This window comes from Halomonas sp. GFAJ-1 (assembly GCF_000236625.2).
In the GTDB taxonomy this organism is placed as follows: Bacteria; Pseudomonadota; Gammaproteobacteria; order Pseudomonadales; family Halomonadaceae; genus Vreelandella.
This window is the reverse complement of record NZ_AHBC01000025.1, coordinates 24148-41480: the sequence shown is the minus strand read 5'-3', so window position 1 is coordinate 41480 and position 17333 is coordinate 24148. Positions and strand designations below refer to the sequence as shown.

The 17333-nt window shown below is 58.5% G+C and carries 13 protein-coding genes; 5 read left to right on the top strand and 8 right to left on the bottom strand.

Annotated features, from left to right (window positions below; translation table 11 throughout):
• The first annotated feature begins 507 nt into the window (after positions 1 to 507).
• Positions 508 to 1728, top strand: coding sequence for an NnrS family protein (locus tag MOY_RS06725; RefSeq protein WP_009097946.1), 1221 nt, complete (start codon positions 508 to 510; stop codon positions 1726 to 1728).
• Here the strand turns inward: MOY_RS06725 and MOY_RS06720 are convergent.
• Complete coding sequence (locus tag MOY_RS06720) at positions 1725 to 2171, bottom strand: Rrf2 family transcriptional regulator (protein WP_009097944.1); 447 nt, start codon at positions 2169 to 2171, stop codon at positions 1725 to 1727. The two genes, MOY_RS06725 and MOY_RS06720, sit on opposite strands and share 4 nt — an antisense overlap.
• 344 nt (positions 2172 to 2515) lie before the next feature.
• Between MOY_RS06720 and hemN the strand changes: the two genes are divergently transcribed.
• From hemN to MOY_RS06705, 4 genes are all read left to right on the top strand, one after another.
• Positions 2516 to 3901, top strand: a complete 1386-nt coding sequence (gene hemN / locus MOY_RS06715) for an oxygen-independent coproporphyrinogen III oxidase (protein ID WP_009097942.1) — start codon at positions 2516 to 2518, stop codon at positions 3899 to 3901.
• A 485-nt stretch (positions 3902 to 4386) separates the two neighbouring features.
• Positions 4387 to 4602 (top strand): hypothetical protein, encoded by a 216-nt coding sequence (locus tag MOY_RS16895; RefSeq protein WP_009097940.1) that lies wholly within the window; start codon positions 4387 to 4389, stop codon positions 4600 to 4602.
• A 76-nt stretch (positions 4603 to 4678) separates the two neighbouring features.
• The gene (locus MOY_RS06710; RefSeq protein WP_009097939.1) at positions 4679 to 5110 is read left to right on the top strand and encodes a TIGR01244 family sulfur transferase; all 432 of its coding nucleotides are present in this window, start codon (positions 4679 to 4681) and stop codon (positions 5108 to 5110) included.
• 50 nt (positions 5111 to 5160) lie between these two features.
• On the top strand, positions 5161 to 6894 hold the full coding sequence (locus MOY_RS06705; protein ID WP_009097936.1) for a SulP family inorganic anion transporter: 1734 nt from the start codon (positions 5161 to 5163) through the stop codon (positions 6892 to 6894).
• A 46-nt stretch (positions 6895 to 6940) separates the two neighbouring features.
• On the opposite strand, the gene MOY_RS06700 is transcribed toward MOY_RS06705, so the two are convergent.
• The 7 genes from MOY_RS06700 to MOY_RS06670 form a co-directional block, all read right to left on the bottom strand.
• Complete coding sequence (locus MOY_RS06700) at positions 6941 to 8299, bottom strand: NCS2 family permease (RefSeq protein ID WP_009097934.1); 1359 nt, start codon at positions 8297 to 8299, stop codon at positions 6941 to 6943.
• Between the two features lie 82 nt (positions 8300 to 8381).
• On the bottom strand, positions 8382 to 9698 hold the full coding sequence (gene guaD / locus MOY_RS06695; RefSeq protein WP_009097931.1) for a guanine deaminase: 1317 nt from the start codon (positions 9696 to 9698) through the stop codon (positions 8382 to 8384).
• A 60-nt stretch (positions 9699 to 9758) separates the two neighbouring features.
• The gene (gene xdhC / locus MOY_RS06690) at positions 9759 to 10610 is read right to left on the bottom strand and encodes a xanthine dehydrogenase accessory protein XdhC (protein ID WP_009097929.1); all 852 of its coding nucleotides are present in this window, start codon (positions 10608 to 10610) and stop codon (positions 9759 to 9761) included.
• On the bottom strand, positions 10610 to 13147 hold the full coding sequence (gene xdhB, locus MOY_RS06685; RefSeq protein ID WP_009097926.1) for a xanthine dehydrogenase molybdopterin binding subunit: 2538 nt from the start codon (positions 13145 to 13147) through the stop codon (positions 10610 to 10612). The genes xdhC and xdhB overlap by 1 nt, the downstream gene beginning before the upstream one ends.
• Positions 13131 to 14612, bottom strand: a complete 1482-nt coding sequence (xdhA, locus tag MOY_RS06680; RefSeq protein ID WP_009097924.1) for a xanthine dehydrogenase small subunit — start codon at positions 14610 to 14612, stop codon at positions 13131 to 13133. The genes xdhB and xdhA overlap by 17 nt, the downstream gene beginning before the upstream one ends.
• Positions 14613 to 14891: 279 nt before the next feature.
• Complete coding sequence (locus MOY_RS06675; RefSeq protein ID WP_009097920.1) at positions 14892 to 16103, bottom strand: toxic anion resistance protein; 1212 nt, start codon at positions 16101 to 16103, stop codon at positions 14892 to 14894.
• A gap of 89 nt (positions 16104 to 16192) precedes the next feature.
• A complete protein-coding gene (locus MOY_RS06670; RefSeq protein ID WP_009097917.1) occupies positions 16193 to 17134 on the bottom strand; it encodes a hypothetical protein in 942 nt (313 codons plus the stop codon).
• Between the last annotated feature and the right edge of the window lie 199 nt (positions 17135 to 17333).

Sequence of the window (17333 nt, the reverse complement as noted above, 5' to 3'; positions counted from 1 at the left end):
ATCAAAAAAGGTTAATAATGTTTAATTTAGTTGCTTTGGACGAATTGTTGATGGCGTTTTTCCTTGTTTTAAGAATGAGATAATTAATCATCAAGGAGTATTAAAAGGAGTTGGGCGAGGTGAGAGCATGCCCCAAAGCTACCTAGCCCTAAAAAACTTGTTTCGTCATACTGCCTCAGAACGCTAATTTTTAATATGTGGCAGGTAGTTATGGAGCGCTATGGCAACGCTATAAAAGGCTTATCGGTACGCGAAAATCGTGAGACGCACGCCGATATATTGACCAAGCTCATGATCGGCCGCTGTGTCGCCATCCTTGGGTTCCAGAATAAAAGAGCGAATTAAGACACTCGCCTGCTGGGTACTGGCAATATTGAAGCGGCGACCGCCATTAGGGGCGGCTAGCGCATTTAAAAACTATAAGATGTATTTTTGATGCTTGTCATAGTTTTCGATGGTTGCGAGGCGCACAATGATATTTCCAAGTAAATTAGTCGTGATTATGCCATGCCAACGACCGCCTCATCCCAGCCCGCCTCCACGCTTAAGCATCTGCCATTTGTGCGCCTAGCTTTTAGGCCTTTCTTCCTACTGGCTGCGCTGTTCAGCGTGGCATCGATGTTGGTGTGGTTAGCGTTCTGGCACGGCAATACCCTTTTGCGCCCCTATGGCGGCCTAATTTTTTGGCATCAGCATGAAATGTTATTCGGCTTTGCGGCGGCGGTGGTTGCGGGGTTTTTACTAACGGCGGTGCGCAACTGGACTGGATTGCCAAGCTTAAGCGGCGGGCCGCTGTTGGCGCTAGTAGGGTTATGGCTGTTAGGGCGGCTGCTAATGGCCTTTCCCATGGCGTTGCCGGGCTGGCTAGTACTGATGGTCGACCTTGCGTTTCTGCCGGTGGTTGCCATCGTGATGGCGAAATTAGTGATCACCGCGAAGCGTTGGCGCAATTTGATCTTCATCCCTGTGCTGGCGCTATTTGCGATGGCTAATCTGGCGATGCACTTGGGGTTGATGAATGGCAATGCCGAGTTGATTCGCCAAGCGGCCTACTTAGCTGTGCTGTTGATCACGCTTTTAATGACCGTCGTAGGCGGGCGGGTGATTGCTATGTTTACCGCCAACCGTTTAGGGCGGCCCAAGCCAGCGCCGATTCCCGTACTGGAAGGTGTTACGCTGGCGAGTACGGCGGGCGTCGTATTATTGCAGTTGGCCATCATGCTGGGCGTTGCCGTTCCTACGATGTTAATGGGTGGGGCGATGGTTTTAGCGGCATTGGCCAACACACTTCGCATGGCACGCTGGGGTGGGCTGCACAGCTGGCGCGAACCATTGCTATGGGGGTTGCATGGCAGCTACGCCTTCATTCCTTTAGGCCTCGTCATGTGGGTATTAGCGCTTATGAGGCTAATGCGCACTGAGCTTGCAATTCACGCGCTAAGTATTGGGAGAATGGGCGTTATGATGTTAGCGATGATGGCTCGGGTGTCACTAGGCCACACCGGTCGACCAATACGCGCCCTGCCGGGAATCGGCGTAGCGCTGGGGCTGATGTTAATAGCAGCCGTCATGCGTTCAGCCATGTTGGCGCTATTTCCCCAGATCACCCACTGGGCCTACACGCTAAGCATCATCTTCTGGTGCTTGGCCTACGTTATATTTCTCGTGCACTACACGTTGCCATTAATGCAGGCGCGCGTCGACGGGCAGGAGGTTAGAGAGTGCTAAGCACTGACGGTAGGAATGCGCATAAGTTGCGCCAGCTGAGGTTGTTGATTGCCCAACAAGTCAGCCAGTGTGTAGCTATCTAGTTCGTCTAGAAATGCGGACAACGCATCCTTAAGAATCGATTGAAGTCGACAGGCTGGCGTGATGGTGCAGGCGTTATCACTATGAAAACACTCCACTAACGCCATGTCATGCTCCATCTCCCGTACCAGCTCGCCTAACACAATGGTTGCGGGGTCGCGGGTCAGCAGTAAGCCGCCATTCTTGCCGCGAATAGCGGTAACGTATTGTTTCTGGCTAAGTGCCTGAACGATTTTCATCAAATGATTGCGCGATATATTAAAGGTCTCGGCAATCTCATGAATAGTAGAGCGCTCCTCTCCCTTGGCAGCAAGAAAGATCAATACGCGTATCGAATAATCAGTGAATCGGGTGAGATGCATGGAGTTGGCGTTGCTCCGTGGGTAATCAAGCTATAAGTCAGCCAGTCATAAAAAGCATGTTGTATGAATGTTCAGTAGGTTGCAATGAGAACATGGGTGAGTATGACTGATCTCGTCGATATTACAGTGCATGCCTGAGTGTTTGAGTCGCCTATTTGTTGCCGCTCTTTGACTCAGGTCATGGTTGAGTAACTGGCAAGCATCGAGAGCAGGTGAGGGTAAGTGCAGGGGGGCTTTTAAAACGTATACTGTATGAATATTAACCAGCGTTTGCTGCGTTCACTTCTAGAGACCTTTTTTAAAGATCTTTTTTCAAGGACCCTTTTCAGAGACCTTTTCCTATTATGCTAGATGAGCAGTTGTTCAACCGCCCCCTGGTAGAAAAGTATGACCGGCCGGGTCCCCGCTACACCTCCTATCCTACCGCTCCGCAGTTTCATGCGGCGTTTGCTGAGGACGACTACCGTAGCGCTGCCCAGCGCAGTAATCAGGCTGAAGAACCAAAGCCACTATCGGTTTACGTGCATATCCCGTTCTGCAAAAGCCTGTGCTACTACTGCGCCTGCAACAAGATCATCACCCACAACACCGAGCGTGCGGCTGAGTATCTCCAGTGGCTAAAACAGGAGATTCGCGTTCAGGGGGCACTATTCGATAGCACCCGGCGGATGACCCAGCTACACCTGGGAGGCGGCACACCAACCTACCTGAGTAACGCCCAGCTAGGCGAGCTAATGGCTGCGCTGGACGAAGCCTTCCATTTTGCGGCACCTGCAGAGCGAGAATTCTCGCTAGAGGTAGACCCGCGCACCGTAACCCCAGCGCAGGTGTATGAACTGTACGCGCTGGGGTTCAATCGGTTGAGCTTTGGCGTGCAGGATTTTGATCACGAGGTGCAGCAAGCGGTGAATCGCGTTCAAAGCGAAGAGCAGGTGGTCTTGCTGGTTCAAGCGGCTCGCGATGCCGGCTTTGAATCGGTCAGTGTGGACTTAATCTACGGCCTACCGCTGCAGACGGTAGCGAGTTTCGATACCACCCTGGCCAAAATTATTGACCTGAAACCGGACCGCATTGCCGCATACAGCTACGCCCATCTACCCGACCTGTTCAAGGCTCAGCGGTTGATTCGCCCTGAGGATATGCCGCCGCCAGAGCGGAAGATAGAGCTGCTTGAGCTCACGATCAATCGCCTGACCGCCGCCGGTTACGTTTACATTGGTATGGATCACTTCGCCCTGCCAGATGACGAGCTGAGCCTCGCCCGTGAAAACGGCACGCTGCAGCGCAACTTCCAGGGCTACTCCACCCATGCTGACTGCGACATGATCGGGTTGGGCACTACCTCCATCGGCAAGGTGGGCGACACCTACAGTCAGAACGTCAAGGAGACAGCACAGTACCAGCACCGCATGGAGGAGGGGCGTTTACCTGTCTTTCGTGGCTATCAGCTCAGCGATGATGACCGCCTGCGCCGCGATGTCATTAATACCCTGATGTGTCATGGGCGTCTTGAGTTTGCTGCTATTGAGGCCCGCCACGGGATCGAGTTTCGCAGCTACTTTGCCCGTGCTCTAGCGAGCCTGGAAGAGATGGCTGTTGACGGCTTGATCGCCCTTCGCGACGATGCAATCGAAGTGCTGCCTTCGGGTCGGTTAATGATCCGTAACCTGGCCATGGCGTTTGATGCCTACCTAACGCCGAAGGAAAATCGCTACTCGCGGACCGTATGATTTCCAAGGCTACTCCGCATCTATTTCTTAATATGAACATGGAGGAGTTGCTCTTCGCTATTCGCGACTAAGCTTGAATCAAAGGGGGTGTTCCTGTTCGTAGCGACTTATCTGTCAGTCACCTTATGCAAACGATTGGGATGGAGTGCGTTAACCGCCTTGATAACCTGCTAGATGTGGATAAACGGATGAATCTCCAAGCCTGTATTGGTGAGCTCTCACCCTGATTCGTAAAATAACTGCAGCCCCCTGAGTGCAGAACGTGCATTTGCCCGCCGCTATCCCAGCCAAAAACGAATTTTTTGTGCGTGTATTTTGAGCATTGCAGCTACTTCCAACACAAGCTGGCGCGGTCTAGCTAGGCTTTAGCCTTGGCTGGCTTCGCGCTAGCCGTACACCTCATGGCAGGCTGAGCGTTGCTACTGGAATAATAGAGCATGACGGTTCGCATTATATAACAAAATGAGCTATCGTTATTCCTGTTAATGCCGAAGCCCGTAGGAACGCATAATGCTCAACGCTACTTCCCGATGCTTCCCGATACCGCCCGGCTGTTTACGGGGCACTACTATACGCCTGATGGCCGCGAGCCGCAGTGGGGAAGTACGGTGGCTGAACAGCGCACGAGTAACCTGCACTACAGGTCAATGCGCGTGGTGGGCGGTTACCGTCGCCAGAAGCTAACGTTAAGCGTTATGTAAAGTTTCCACTGGATGCTTTAGCAGGCGCCGCGTGGGATTAAGTGTTTAACAAGAGCTATGAAAAAGGGGAAGTGCTATGCAAACACAGCCGTTAGAAAAGGGTGTCGAGATTACGTCGTCACTCACCGTTGAAGCATTAGAGGACGTTAAAGCCAAAGGCTTCAAAACAGTTATCTGCAACTGCAAGGCTGGGGAAAGTGACGAGTTTCCAGATGAAGCGGCCTACCGCCAAAAAGCAGAAGCGATAGGCCTGCACTGGGTACATATTCCGGTAGCACCCGGTGACTATCGCCCCGCGGATGTAGAGGCATTTGCACAGGCCATGCAGCAGTTACCCCGACCTATTTTAGCGTTTTGCCGCTCTGGAAAGCGTGCAACGCATCTTTGGGCGTATGCCAAACGCCATACCGAACAGTGCGACCTAGCCGTGCTTTTCTCTGCTGCAAAAGCCGCAGGGTTTGATTTGGAAGAGCACCGCGAGGGGTTAGAAAATCAGCCTAATGAATAGAACATCGCCGCGGAGTGTGCGGTGGGCGAGTGACTACGTGAGTGCGCAAGATGAGACTTGAGCGTTGGGTGCCATTAGTCGGCTGGCTACGTCGCTACCAGCAAGCGCAGTTCTCTCGGGATGCGCTGGCAGCGGTGATAGTAACGCTTATGCTAGTGCCTCAAGCGCTGGCCTATGCGTTGTTGGCAGGGCTGCCCCCGGAAATGGGGTTATACGCCAGCATGCTGCCGCTAGTGCTGTATGCCATTTTTGGTACCAGCGCGAGTTTAGCGGTGGGGCCAGTGGCCGTTGCTGCGCTAATGACAGCGTCTGCGTTAAGCGGTTTTGCGACACCTGGTAGCCCGGAATACATTGGGGCCGCGCTGGTGCTGGCGGCGCTTTCAGGGCTTATTTTGATTGCCATGGGCGTACTGCGGCTGGGTTTTTTAGTGAATTTTTTAAGCCATCCCGTTATTTCAGGGTTTATCACCGCCTCAGGTATTTTAATTGCCATTAGTCAGCTCAAGCATATTTTAGGGGTTGAGGCGTCCGGTCATAACGTAATTGAGTTATTAGCGGCGCTGTTCGGCCAGTGGCAGCAGGTGAACGTCATCACGTTAATGATTGGTTTAGGCGTGTGGGGCTATTTGCTGGTCTGTCGTAAACACCTACAGCAGTGGCTGATAGCGCTGGGGGCTTCTGTCAGCGTTTCCGGTATCGTCGTGAAAGCCGCGCCAATCTCAGCGGTAATGGTTACGACGCTGCTGGCCTGGGGCTTCAGCTTGGATCAACACGGCGTTGATGTGGTGGGCTTTGTGCCCAGCGGTTTGCCAGCTATTGCGCTGCCAAGCCTTGATCAATCGCTGTGGGTGGGGTTGTTGCCGGCGGCGCTGCTAATCAGTCTAGTTGGGTTTGTGGAGTCGGTTTCTGTGGCGCAAACCCTTGCGGCGAAACGCCGTCAGCGGATCGACCCTAACCAAGAATTGATTGCCCTGGGAATGGCGAACTTGGGCGCTGGCGTTAGCGGTGGTTCGCCGGTGTCGGGTGGGTTTTCCCGTTCGGTAGTTAATTTTGAAGCAGGAGCCGCAACGCCGCTGGCAGGTGCATTCACGGCCTTAGGGATTGTGCTGGCGACGCTGTTGTTAACAGACTTGTTGGCGTTTTTACCTACCGCGACGCTGGCGGCTACGATTATCGTGGCGGTAAGCACGTTGATTGATTTACCCGCGGTTAAGCGAACATGGCAGTACTCCCGCAGCGATGGCATGGCCATGGTGGCGACCTTGCTGTTAACGCTACTTCATAGCGTGGAAGTGGGCATTGTAGGTGGCGTGGTGCTCTCGCTGGTGCTGCACCTTTACCGAACCAGCCAGCCGCACAGTGCTGTTGTGGGCCGGGTCCCGGGCACTGAGCACTTTCGTAACGTGCAGCGGCATAAGGTTGAGACGGATGAGCATGTGGCGATGCTGCGAATTGATGAAAGCCTCTACTTCGCCAACGCTCGCTACCTGGAAGACACCGTGATGGCGCTGGCCGCCCGCTCCCCGTCGCTGAAACACATTGTGCTGACCTGCCAGGCCGTCAACATCATTGATGCTTCCGCATTAGAAAGCCTAGAAGCCATTAACGGACGGCTAAAAGATGCTGGCGCTACGCTGCACTTAGCCGAAGTGAAAGGCCCCGTTATGGACCGCCTAAAAGGGACCGACCTTTATCGCGAACTTACCGGGCAGGTGTTTTTTACCACCTTTGAAGCCTGGCAAGCATTGGTTCACCCCGACGAAGCGCTCACGCCAGTAGCGTGACCGCAAGCGCGAAAGGCGGCCACTTTCAACATATGAAAAAGAGGGGTTAGTGCGTGGTCACTAGCATCACCACGCTAAGAGCAGCTGAGACCCACATGGCCGGTTTGATCGCTTGGATGTTGCCGGTGAAAAGTTTGATCAGGACGAAGCTGAGGAAGCCAAAGGCGATACCCAGGGTGATCGAGTAGGTCAGCGGCATCAAGATGATGGCCAGAAAAGACGGAAAAGCCTGGTCGAACTCCGTCCACTCGATTTTGCTGATCGGCGCCAGCATGAACAGCCCCACCAGCACCAGGGCAGGCGCCGTGGCAATACCGGGCACCAGTGAAAGCAGCGGAGAGAGGAAGAGGAAAGGCAAGAACAGCAGAGCGATGACCACCGCCACCAGGCCGGTTCGGCCGCCCTGGGCCACGCCAGCGCCAGACTCGATGAAGGTCTGAGCCGCACTGGTACCCAACGGCGCCGCGATCATCGAGGCGAAGGCGTCGACGGTCATGGAGCGTTTCAGGTTGCGCGGGTTGCCATCTTTGTCTTTAAGGTTGGCCGACTCAGAAAGGGCCATGAAGCAGGATAAGGCATCAAAGAAGTTGGTGAACAGCATGACGAAGATGAACGGCAGGTAAGCAACCTTCAGCGCTCCCCAAATATCCACCTGCATCACCGCGCTGAAGTCAGGCCAGGCCGCCAGGCCGCTCCACTCCACGACCACGTCACCGCCCCACAGTCGGCCCATGGGTGATGCTAGCAGGGTGGTCAGGGCGATACCCAGAATCAGCGCACCGTTGAAGCGCAGGATAACCAGAATCGCTGTCGCCATCATGCCGATGAAGAAGGTGACCATGCTGGCATCCATAGCGCCTAGCGTCACCAGCGTCGCGTCGCTGCCGACAATGAAGCCCGCATTCTTGAAGCCGATGAAGGTGATAAACAGACCAATGCCGCAGGTGATCGCGTAGCGCAGCGAAGGGGGAATGGCTTCAATGATCGCTTTGCGGACGTTGAACATGGCCAGTACGGCGAATAGCACCCCGGACCAGAACACGCAGCCCAGCGCCACTTCCCAGGAGAGCCCTGCACCTTGTACCAGGGTATAGGTAAACAGGGCGTTCATGCCCATGCCCGGGGCGACCAGAATGGGGTTGCGGGCATAAAGCCCCATGGCCAGGCTGCTCATGAAGCTGATCAGCACCGTGGCCGAGAGCGCGGCGGAGAAGGGGATACCCGCATCGCTGAGAATGGCTGGGTTGACCACAATGATGTACATGGACGCCAGGAAAGTCGCGATCCCGGCGAGAACTTCAGTGCGCATCGATGAGCCGCGCCGGGTCACGCCAAAATAGTGGTCCAGCCAGTTAGCAGGCCGAGCGGTGCTCTTCTCGGCAAGGGAGGAGGAGTTCGGTTCCATATAGGTGATCCTATTGTTGTTGGAGATTGTTGTTGGAGATCGTTGTTAAAAGTCGTCGTTGATCGCCTGGTGGGCCCAGTGGTCAATCCCGTGCGTGCTGGCGCCTTCCGCCCGCCCAGGTTTCCAGTACGCTGCGATCATCACCCAGCATCATCAGCGCAAATAGGCGCTCGCTAAGGGTGCGACAGCGTGCCTGACGTCTTGACAGCAGCGGTGTGGCATCAGGGTCGAGTACCACGAAGTCGGCTTCCATGCCGGGGGCTAAGCGGCCAATGTTGCTATCCAGTGACAGGGAGCGCGCATTGCCTAGTGTCAGGCCGTAGAACCCTTGCCAGGCGGTTAGGGGCTGCCCCCGCAATTGCCCGACTTGATAAGCGGCTTTGAGGGTCGCTAGCCCGGAAAGGTCGGTTCCCCCACCAACGTCGCTGGCATAGGTCACGTTGAGCCCGACATCGCGTGCGGCGTGGCGGTCGAACAGTCCGCTGCCAAGGAACAGATTAGAACTGGGGCAGAAGGCCAGGTTGGCGCCACGATCCGCCAGTCGGCGGCGCATCCCCTGGTCAAGATGGATGCCATGGGCAAAGGTGCTGCGTGGCCCTACCAAGCCCGACTGCTCGTAGACCTCAAGGTAGTCGCGGCTCTCGGGGAATAGCTCGGCCACCCAGTCCAGCTCGCCGGTGTTTTCGGACAGGTGAGTCTGTAGCCACAGGCTCGGGTCATTCCGCAACAGCCCGCCCGTCGCGTCTAGCTGTTCGCGGGTTGAGGTGGGGGCAAAGCGGGGCGTCAAACTGTAGCCGAGCCGCGCTGTGCCGTGCCATTCGCTGATTAGCCGCTCGGCGTCGCGAATGCCACCATGGGTGTCGTCGCAGAGCGCCTCAGGGGCGTGACGATTCATATGCACCTTGCCCGCCAGCATGCGCAGGTCGCGCTTGCGGCTGGCGGTGAAGAAGGCATCCACCGAACTGGGGTGGCTGGAGCAGAACACCTGGGCCGTGGTGGTACCCACCCGCAGCATCTCATCAAGAAACGCATCAGAGAGCGCCAAGGCATGCTCGTACTGAGCGAAACGACACTCTTCAGGAAAGGTGTAGTCGTTGAGCCAATCCAGTAGCTGCCGCCCGTAGGAGGCCATGATTTCAAGCTGGACGTAGTGCACGTGGCTGTCGATGAAGCCGGGCATCAGTAACTTGCCACGGTGGTCGATCACCTCGATTCCGGGGGGCAGGGTGGGTTCGAGTCGCGCATAGTCATCGATGGCGCGGATGCGGCCATTCTCGATCCACAGGGCAGCGTCTTCGATATGGCAAACGCTGCCTTCGGCAGGGGTGTCGCCCTCGCCGGGGTCGGCATCGAAGCTCAGCAGTTCAGCGCGTATCACGCGCGAGTCGTTTGTCGTCATGATAGGGGCTCTTTTTTTCGAATGTTTATGAAGTGCGACGGCGCATGTTTAAGAAGTGTGCTAGTCGATGAGAGCACGTAGTTCGCCTGGGGCGAGGCCGCGTTGGTCGGCCCGCTCATGGGCGCCCACCAGGGGCAGCAGCTCGGCCAGTGTGGCTAGCGCAATGGCATAGGGCGTCTTGTCGCCGCCGGTGCCACCACTTGCCATACCGATGGGGCAGCGCACCCTGGTTAGCGCCACTTCGTCATGACCGGCATCGGTCAGCCGCGAGCGGAAGCTAGCCCACTTACTGTGTGATCCGATCAGGCCGATTGAGGCCATGTCGTCACGCAGCAGCAGGGCATCCACCAGCTCGCGGTCTTCGGCGTGGTCGTGGGTCAGCACTAGCGCGTGGCTGTTCGCAGGCAGCGCCGCGACGGCGGCACGTAGGTCAGTTGCGTGGTGACAGGTTAGGCGCGGCTGCGCCTCAGCCCAGGCGGGAAAAACAGCGTCGCGGCTGTCGTGCCAAAGCACTCGCCAGGGCAGCGGAGCGGCCAGGCGTACCAGCTCGGTACCGACATGGCCGGCGCCGAAGAGGGCCAGGGTCGCCGCACTGCCGGGGAAGACCTCCAACAGTACGTTGACGAAGCCGCCGCAACACTGCCCGCTGCGCCCACCCAGGGAGAAGGCTTCAAGGCTCATGCCGGTTTCAGCGCTCGCCAGCCGCTCCCGGGCCGCGTCGATCACCTGAAACTCGAAGGTGCCGCCGCCCAGGGTGTCGTGGACGGCATCCGCCGTGATCACCATGCGAGCGCCTGGCTCCCGGGGGGTGGAACCGGCGCTGGTCACCACGGTGGCTAGCGCATGGGGTAGGCCGTCCCGCTGCAGGCGGTGCAGGGCCTCATGCCAGCTTTCGGGGCGCTGGGTGTTCATCACTCGTCACCTTTTTCCAGCGGCCGTTTGTTGTACAGGGCGTCGTGCTGGGAACCGTATTGGGCGCGTAGAGCCTCAGCCGCCATCAGCACGCGCTCGGGCGTGGCCGGGGTATCGAGCCGCGGCGCCTCGACGTAGTTGGTAAGGCTTGCCAGGGCATCCCGCAGCGCGGACCACACCGCCATGCCGAGCATAAAGGGCGGCTCCCCCACGGCCTTGGAGCGATAGATGCTGGCCATGGAGTTGGGGTGTCCCTCCAGCAGCTTGACGTTGAACACCGGCGGTAGATCACCATAGGTGGGGATTTTGTAGGTGGCTGGGCCGTCGGAGATCAGCCGTCCGGCATCGTTCCACTTCAGTTCTTCGCTGGTGAGCCAGCCCATGCCCTGGAAGAAACCGCCCTCCACCTGGCCGATGTCGATGGCAGGGTTCAGCGAGTCTCCTACGTCTTGAAGAATATCGACCCGGTCAACCTGGTACTCGCCGCTGAGGATATCCACGCTGACTTCTGCCACCGCAGCGCCGAAGGCGTAATAGTAGAAAGGGCGCCCCTGGCCGACGTTGCGGTCGTAGTGGATCAGCGGGGTGGCGTAGAAGCCTTTCTCCGAGAGCGAGATGCGATTCAGATAGGCTGCCTGAATCAATTCGCCCCAGGGAATGCGGCGTTCGCTCTCGCCGTGGCCGGCAATCAGGTGTCCGTCTTCCAAGCGCATGTCTTCGCGGTCAAGCCCCTGATCCTGATAGAGGTGCTCATGGGCAAAATCGAACAGCCGCTGCTTGAGCTTCGTGCAGGCATCTCGTGCCGCTTGGCCGTTAAGGTCGGTGCCACTGGAGGCGGCGGTGGGCGAGGTGTTGGGCACCTTATCGGTGCGCGTGGCGCTAATGCGGACTTGCTCGGTATCCAGCCCCAGTTCACGGGCGGCCACCTGACAGATCTTGGTGTGCAGGCCCTGGCCCATCTCGGTGCCGCCATGGTTGATCATCACGCTGCCGTCGGTATAAACATGCAGCAGCGCGCCGGCCTGATTGAGGTGCTTCGCGGTGAAGGAGATGCCGAACTTCACCGGCGTCAGCGCTAGGCCACGCTTGATGATCGGGCTCTCGGCGTTGAATTCGGTGATCGCACGGCGCCGCTCCCAGTAGTCGCTGCTGGTCTCAAGCTGCTCGACCAGATCATGCAACAGGCCGATCTGATCGACCTGCTGGCCGTAGTGAGTAATATCACGACGGGTCGTTTGGCTGTCGGCGCGGTAGAAGTTGCGCTTGCGTACTGTCAGAGGGTCCTCGCCGATGCGTCGGGCGATGTCGTCCATGGCCGCCTCGATCACCATCATGCCCTGGGGGCCGCCGAAGCCGCGAAAGGCGGTGTTGGAAGCAGTATGGGTACGGGCACGGTGGCCGGTCACGCGGGCATCGCCCAAGGAGTAGGCGTTGTCGCTGTGGAACATGGCGCGGTCGACAATGGCGTCTGAGAGATCCGGCGAATAGCCGCAGTCGCCAATCAAGGTGATCTCGCCGCCCTGAATCACGCCCTGTTCGTCGACGCCCAGCCGGTAGCGGTTATGGAAGGGGTGGCGCTTGCCGGTGGCACGCATATCGTCGCCACGCGGTAGGCGCGCCCGGGTGGTGCGTCCGGTACGCCGGGCGAAAAGCGCGGCGATGCAGGCCCAGGGTGACGCTTGGGTCTCCTTGCCGCCGAAGCCGCCGCCCATGCGGCGTACCTCTACGGTCACCGCATGAAACGGAATGCCCAGCACCTCGGCTACCAGCTTTTGGGTTTCGCTGGGGTGCTGGTTGGAGGTAAAGACCACCACGCCCTCATCTTCGGTGGGCTGCACCAGGCAGGCCTGGCCTTCCAGGTAGAAGTGCTCCTGGCCGCCGACAAACTGCTCATCTTCCACCACCAGGGCGGCGTTCTTCAGCGCCTGCTCCCAGTCACCGCTCTGCTGAACATGACTGGGGCGCACGAACTCTTCCCGCTCAGCGGCGGCGACGGGATCCAGGCAGGCTGGCTGCTCATCAATCTCTATGACGGCGGCCTGAACGGCCTCGCGGGCAGCGCGATGACTCTCGGCGGCCACGGCAAAAATAACCTGACCGACGTAGCTGATCGTATCCGACACGAAGATCGGGTCACCGGGGAAGACCGGGCCGATATCGGTATGGCCGGGGACATCATCCACGGCAATCACATCCACCACGCCGGGCATGGCGCGGACCTTGTCCAGGTCGAGGCGGGTCAAGCGGCCATGGGCGACGGGAGAGAGGCCTAGGGCCACGTGCAGCGTATCGGCCGGGACGCTCAGGTCGTCAATATAGGCGGCCCGCCCGGTGACATGCTTCACCGCGCTCTCATGGGCCTGGGAGTGCGGGTGAGTATTGGTATAGGGAAGCGTGTCGCGGGCCAGGGGGCCAGCACCTTTGATGCGCCCATCGAGTTCGTGGCGTGCAGCCGCGGAGTCGGCGCTGACGTCTTCGGCAGCATCGCTGGGCGCCTTAGCATTCGGCGCTGTAGAGAGCTTAGTGAGCGTACGCATGGAGCATCACCTCCCGAGGGCTGTTGGTGGCGTCCTGGGACTGGTTTTCAGTATTCAGCACCAGGCGCAGGCGTTCGAGCAGATTGGCGGCGGAAACTTGGCGATAGTGGGCGCTGCCGCGCACATCGGACATCGGTTGGAAATCCTGAGACAGCGCTTGCCGTGCCGCTTGGAAGGCCGCTGATGAGGGCGCTTTGCCCTCAAGCGCTGCTTCGGCCTGGGCTGCACGCTTGGGGATACCGGCCATGCCGCCAAAGGCTAGGCGCACGTCGCGGAGCACTCCATCCTCCAAACGCCAAGCGAAGGCCCCGAGCACCGCAGAAATATCGTCCTCACGCCGTTTGGAAAGCTTCCACACTTTGAGCGTTTCCCCCTCCACGGGGTGGGGTAGGAACAGAGCGCGGATCGCTTCACCCTGCTGCAGGGCGGTTCGCTTGTAGTCGAGGAAGAAGTCATCAAGCGGCAGCTCGCGCTCACCTTTGGGGCCAACCAGGCGCAGACGCGAGCCCAAGGCCAGCAGTACCGGTGGGGTGTCGCCGATGGGCGAGGCATTGGCCACGTTGCCGCCCAGGGTGCCCCGGTTGCGAATCTGGGAGGAGCCTAAGCGGTGTAACAGATGGGCAAAGGCGTCAAAGTGTTCTTGAAGCAGCGGTTCAATCTGGCTATACGTCACGGCCGCGCCAATCCACCAGCCGCGTCGGCCATCTTCTAGGGTGGTCTCTTCGATCACGTTCAACTCGGCGACGCGTGTGACATCGATAAGCCGCTCGAAGCGAGCTAGTCGCTGGGTGCTCTCTAGCCACAGGTCGGTGGCCCCGGCAACCAGCCGCGCTTCGGGGTGGCGTTCCAGGCACTCGACCAATTCGGCGAGTGTCGTGGGCTGGGCAAAGAGGCTTTCAACTGCGGCTGGTGCGGCTTTCGGCTCAGGGGCGGCGGCGTCCATCCAAAGCGGGCGATGTTCGGGGTGCTCGTTCATGCTCAGCGCGGCGTCGCGGATCGGGCGGTAGCCGGTGCAGCGGCAGAGGTTGCCCCCTAGAGCGGCCTCAAGGCGTTGTGGCGTCAGCGGGGCCAGGGCCTTGTCGGGTTCCCTACGCTGCTGCTCGTGAAGGGTAAACAGCGACATCACAATACCCGGCGTGCAGAAGCCACACTGACTGCCATGGCACTTAACCATAGCGGCCTGGGCGGGGTGTAATTGGTTGCCATCGGCGAGGCCATCCACGGTCACCAGATGGCGTCCATTCAATTGATAGGCCGGGGTGATGCAGGCATTGGCGCTGTGATAGCGCAGCTCGCCGTCAGGCCCTGTTTCGCCAATGGCGACGGTGCAGGCGCCGCAGTCACCAGAGGCGCAGCCCTCCTTAGTGCCCGTGGTGCCAAGGGTTTCGCGCAGCAGTTCAAGCACACTGGTTTCGGGGGCTGCCTCGCACTGGCGGGGCTGCCCGTTGAGCAGGAAGTCGATCATCGCCGTGTCTCTTGTTGATCTTGTTAAGGGGAGTATGGGTTGTAATGGTTTGACCGATTGGTCAATATTTTTTCAGCATGTGCCAGGATGTCGCATTTTGCAAGTCCAAGAACGGTCTTTGTGTGACAGTGGGGATGCTTTAAAAGCAGCAGTTGTCGTGCCAGATATTATGCAGCGTCAAAGGCTGTAGCAGAGGAACAACAGGAGGCCCAAGAGAGGGCCGTGGAGGGTGCTGAAGGCGCCGCCGAGCATAATTAGCCCGTCGGCAGGCGGGCGGGATTAGCGGGGGGCACGGTCGTCCTGTGGCTGCGACGCGTTACCCTCTTGCAGGCGCTCGATGGAGGCATTGCCCTGCTTGGACAAGGCCGCTAGGCGCTCGATCTGCTCATCCAGGCGGGGCAAGGCTTCCTGACGATAGCTCGAAAGATCATCGATGGCGCCCATCACCTCGCTGAAAGCCTCCTCAAGCACTTGCATATCGAGCATCGCGCCGGAGGCCCGCTTCTGGATATCAACGCCTTGCTGGCGCAGGGCCTTGGCGGTTCCGCTGATCATTTGCGACGTGGTGGTGTTGAGGGCTTCAATGCGGTCTAGCACTAGGCGCTGATTAGCCATTGCCATGGCCACGGTTACCGCGACGGTGAGCGCAGAGACGGTGACATTAATGGCCCTGTCTACGCCGCGCATCAATTCCCGGTTGTTGCGGATGATGACCTCTAGCGCCAGTATGCCTTGCTGGCTCACCGCCAGCTGCTGCTGGAGGTCGAGGATGCGCTGGCGTAGGGGAAAGAGCAGCTCCTCCTCAAGGAAATGGCGCCGCGGATCAACGCCGTCGCGAGCGGCGATTTCGTCGCACAATCGGCGGTCGATCATACGGCCCAGTGCAACTTGACGGTTCAACTCGGCAAGGATGTTCGTTAAGGCCTGCTGGTCATCGCTGAGGGTGAGGTTGTCGCGATGGAGCATGTCGCGTCCGCTTTCCAACTCCTCAATGATGGCGTCCAGCGCCTGCTGGGCATTCTCAAACTTACGGAAGTAGCGCTGCAGGCGGCTGTCGAGGCCGGGAATGACCGAAAGAATGCGATCCAGTGTGGTAGGCGCCAGGCGATGGCGGGCGGGGTCCAGCCCTTCCATGCGCCCACGTAAATCAGTGAGTGCCTTGGCGACCGGCCCGCCTTCGTCGCCCTGGTGGGCCAGCTGGCGCAGCGGGGTCTGTAGCATGGCACTACGATGGGCGGCTTGCTGCTGTAGTTCAAGGCCCATTTCGTCCACGGCTCGGCGTTGGCGAGCTGCCGATGTCTCGTCACCTTCGGCAAGGATATCTTCGACAAAGTTGTCAGCCATCGCTTCAAGCTCAGGGTCGATGTCACGGGCATCAAAATTGTCCGAATCGGCCTGACGCGCCCCTAATTGGCTAGCCCCTAGCTGGTCGGCTATCTCGTCTACCGGCGGCAGGGAGAGACGACGTTTGTCACCGGATTGCTGAGCCATAGATAACTCCTGGGCTATTAAAAAAACGGTTAAATAGAACCGATTAAATAAAATCGCTTTAAAACTGCAAGGTAGCACTGACTGCCAGCTTAATCCTTGCGTGCATAACGATCCGCACCTTCGACGAAGCGGCGTAGATCCTCCAGCGCTTTTTCGGTGGTGACCGTCGCCTGGGGGCGAGCGGTCTCAATACGCGCCATGGAAACAGCGGTATCGTCGAGCACGGTGAGGGCGGATTCGATACGGGCAGAAAGCTTATTCAGCCGGTGTTCAGTCTCCACCAGAAGATCAAGGCGCCGCACTAGGGCGGCGCGTTCCTCTTCGCCCAATCGGTTACTCTCCCGCTCTAGTCGGCCGCGTACGTAATTGCCGTCCACGCTCACCACGCCTCGCGCTTGAGACGTCATGGTCGTTAGCGTATCCACCGCGCCATAACAAACTTGAGTGACCAAGCCTTTTGAGCGCTCAAAGGTCAGCTCGCCCGTGTGGAACCGCTCGCCCAGGACGTCCATCACATGGCGGTAGCGGCTATAGAGGCGGTCTGTGAGGATCGCCAGATCGGGGCGTTGCACATCGAGCAGGCTCTGCTTGGCCCGACACATGGCCAGCACAAGGTCGTCGGCTCCCACGGGTGGCCTTGCCGGATCAAGCACCAACACACCCGCTTCATAGGCGTTGCGCTCCTGCTGCGCACGGCGCTGATGTGCCTCGGCCTCTCTTTGGGCCTCCTGGCGCCGCATGCGGCGACGGGCTAGCCAGCCGCGCAGCGTCCGCTCAACGGGCAGCGCCACGGGAATGGCGACAATGCCCGCGAGCCAGCCAAACAAGCTAGGGCTAAAACCACCCCACAGGGAGGTCAGCCACAGCAGCATGCTGATCGAGGGAACCACCAGGCAGTAACGGCCGATAACCCGTAAGCGGCTGGGAACCGCTATCGGAAGCGCCAAACCAGGATTAAACAGACCAACCAGCAGCCAAGGCAGGCAGGTCATAAATAGGCCATAGGAAAATCCTTGCAGGAATCCCAGCATAGAGATGGCTATCCTTCCGTCATGGAACGCGAATGCGGCATTAAGAATAAATCAGCAAGCCCCCGTGAACTAGCGGGCCAGCTATCGACAACTACAAAAGGCCATTACAAGCGACCACTATGAGGGCTTAATAGTTTCAATCGTCTGTTCGGACGCTAACGCAAATGACGCTAACGCGACTATAGGGATAACGTTTCAG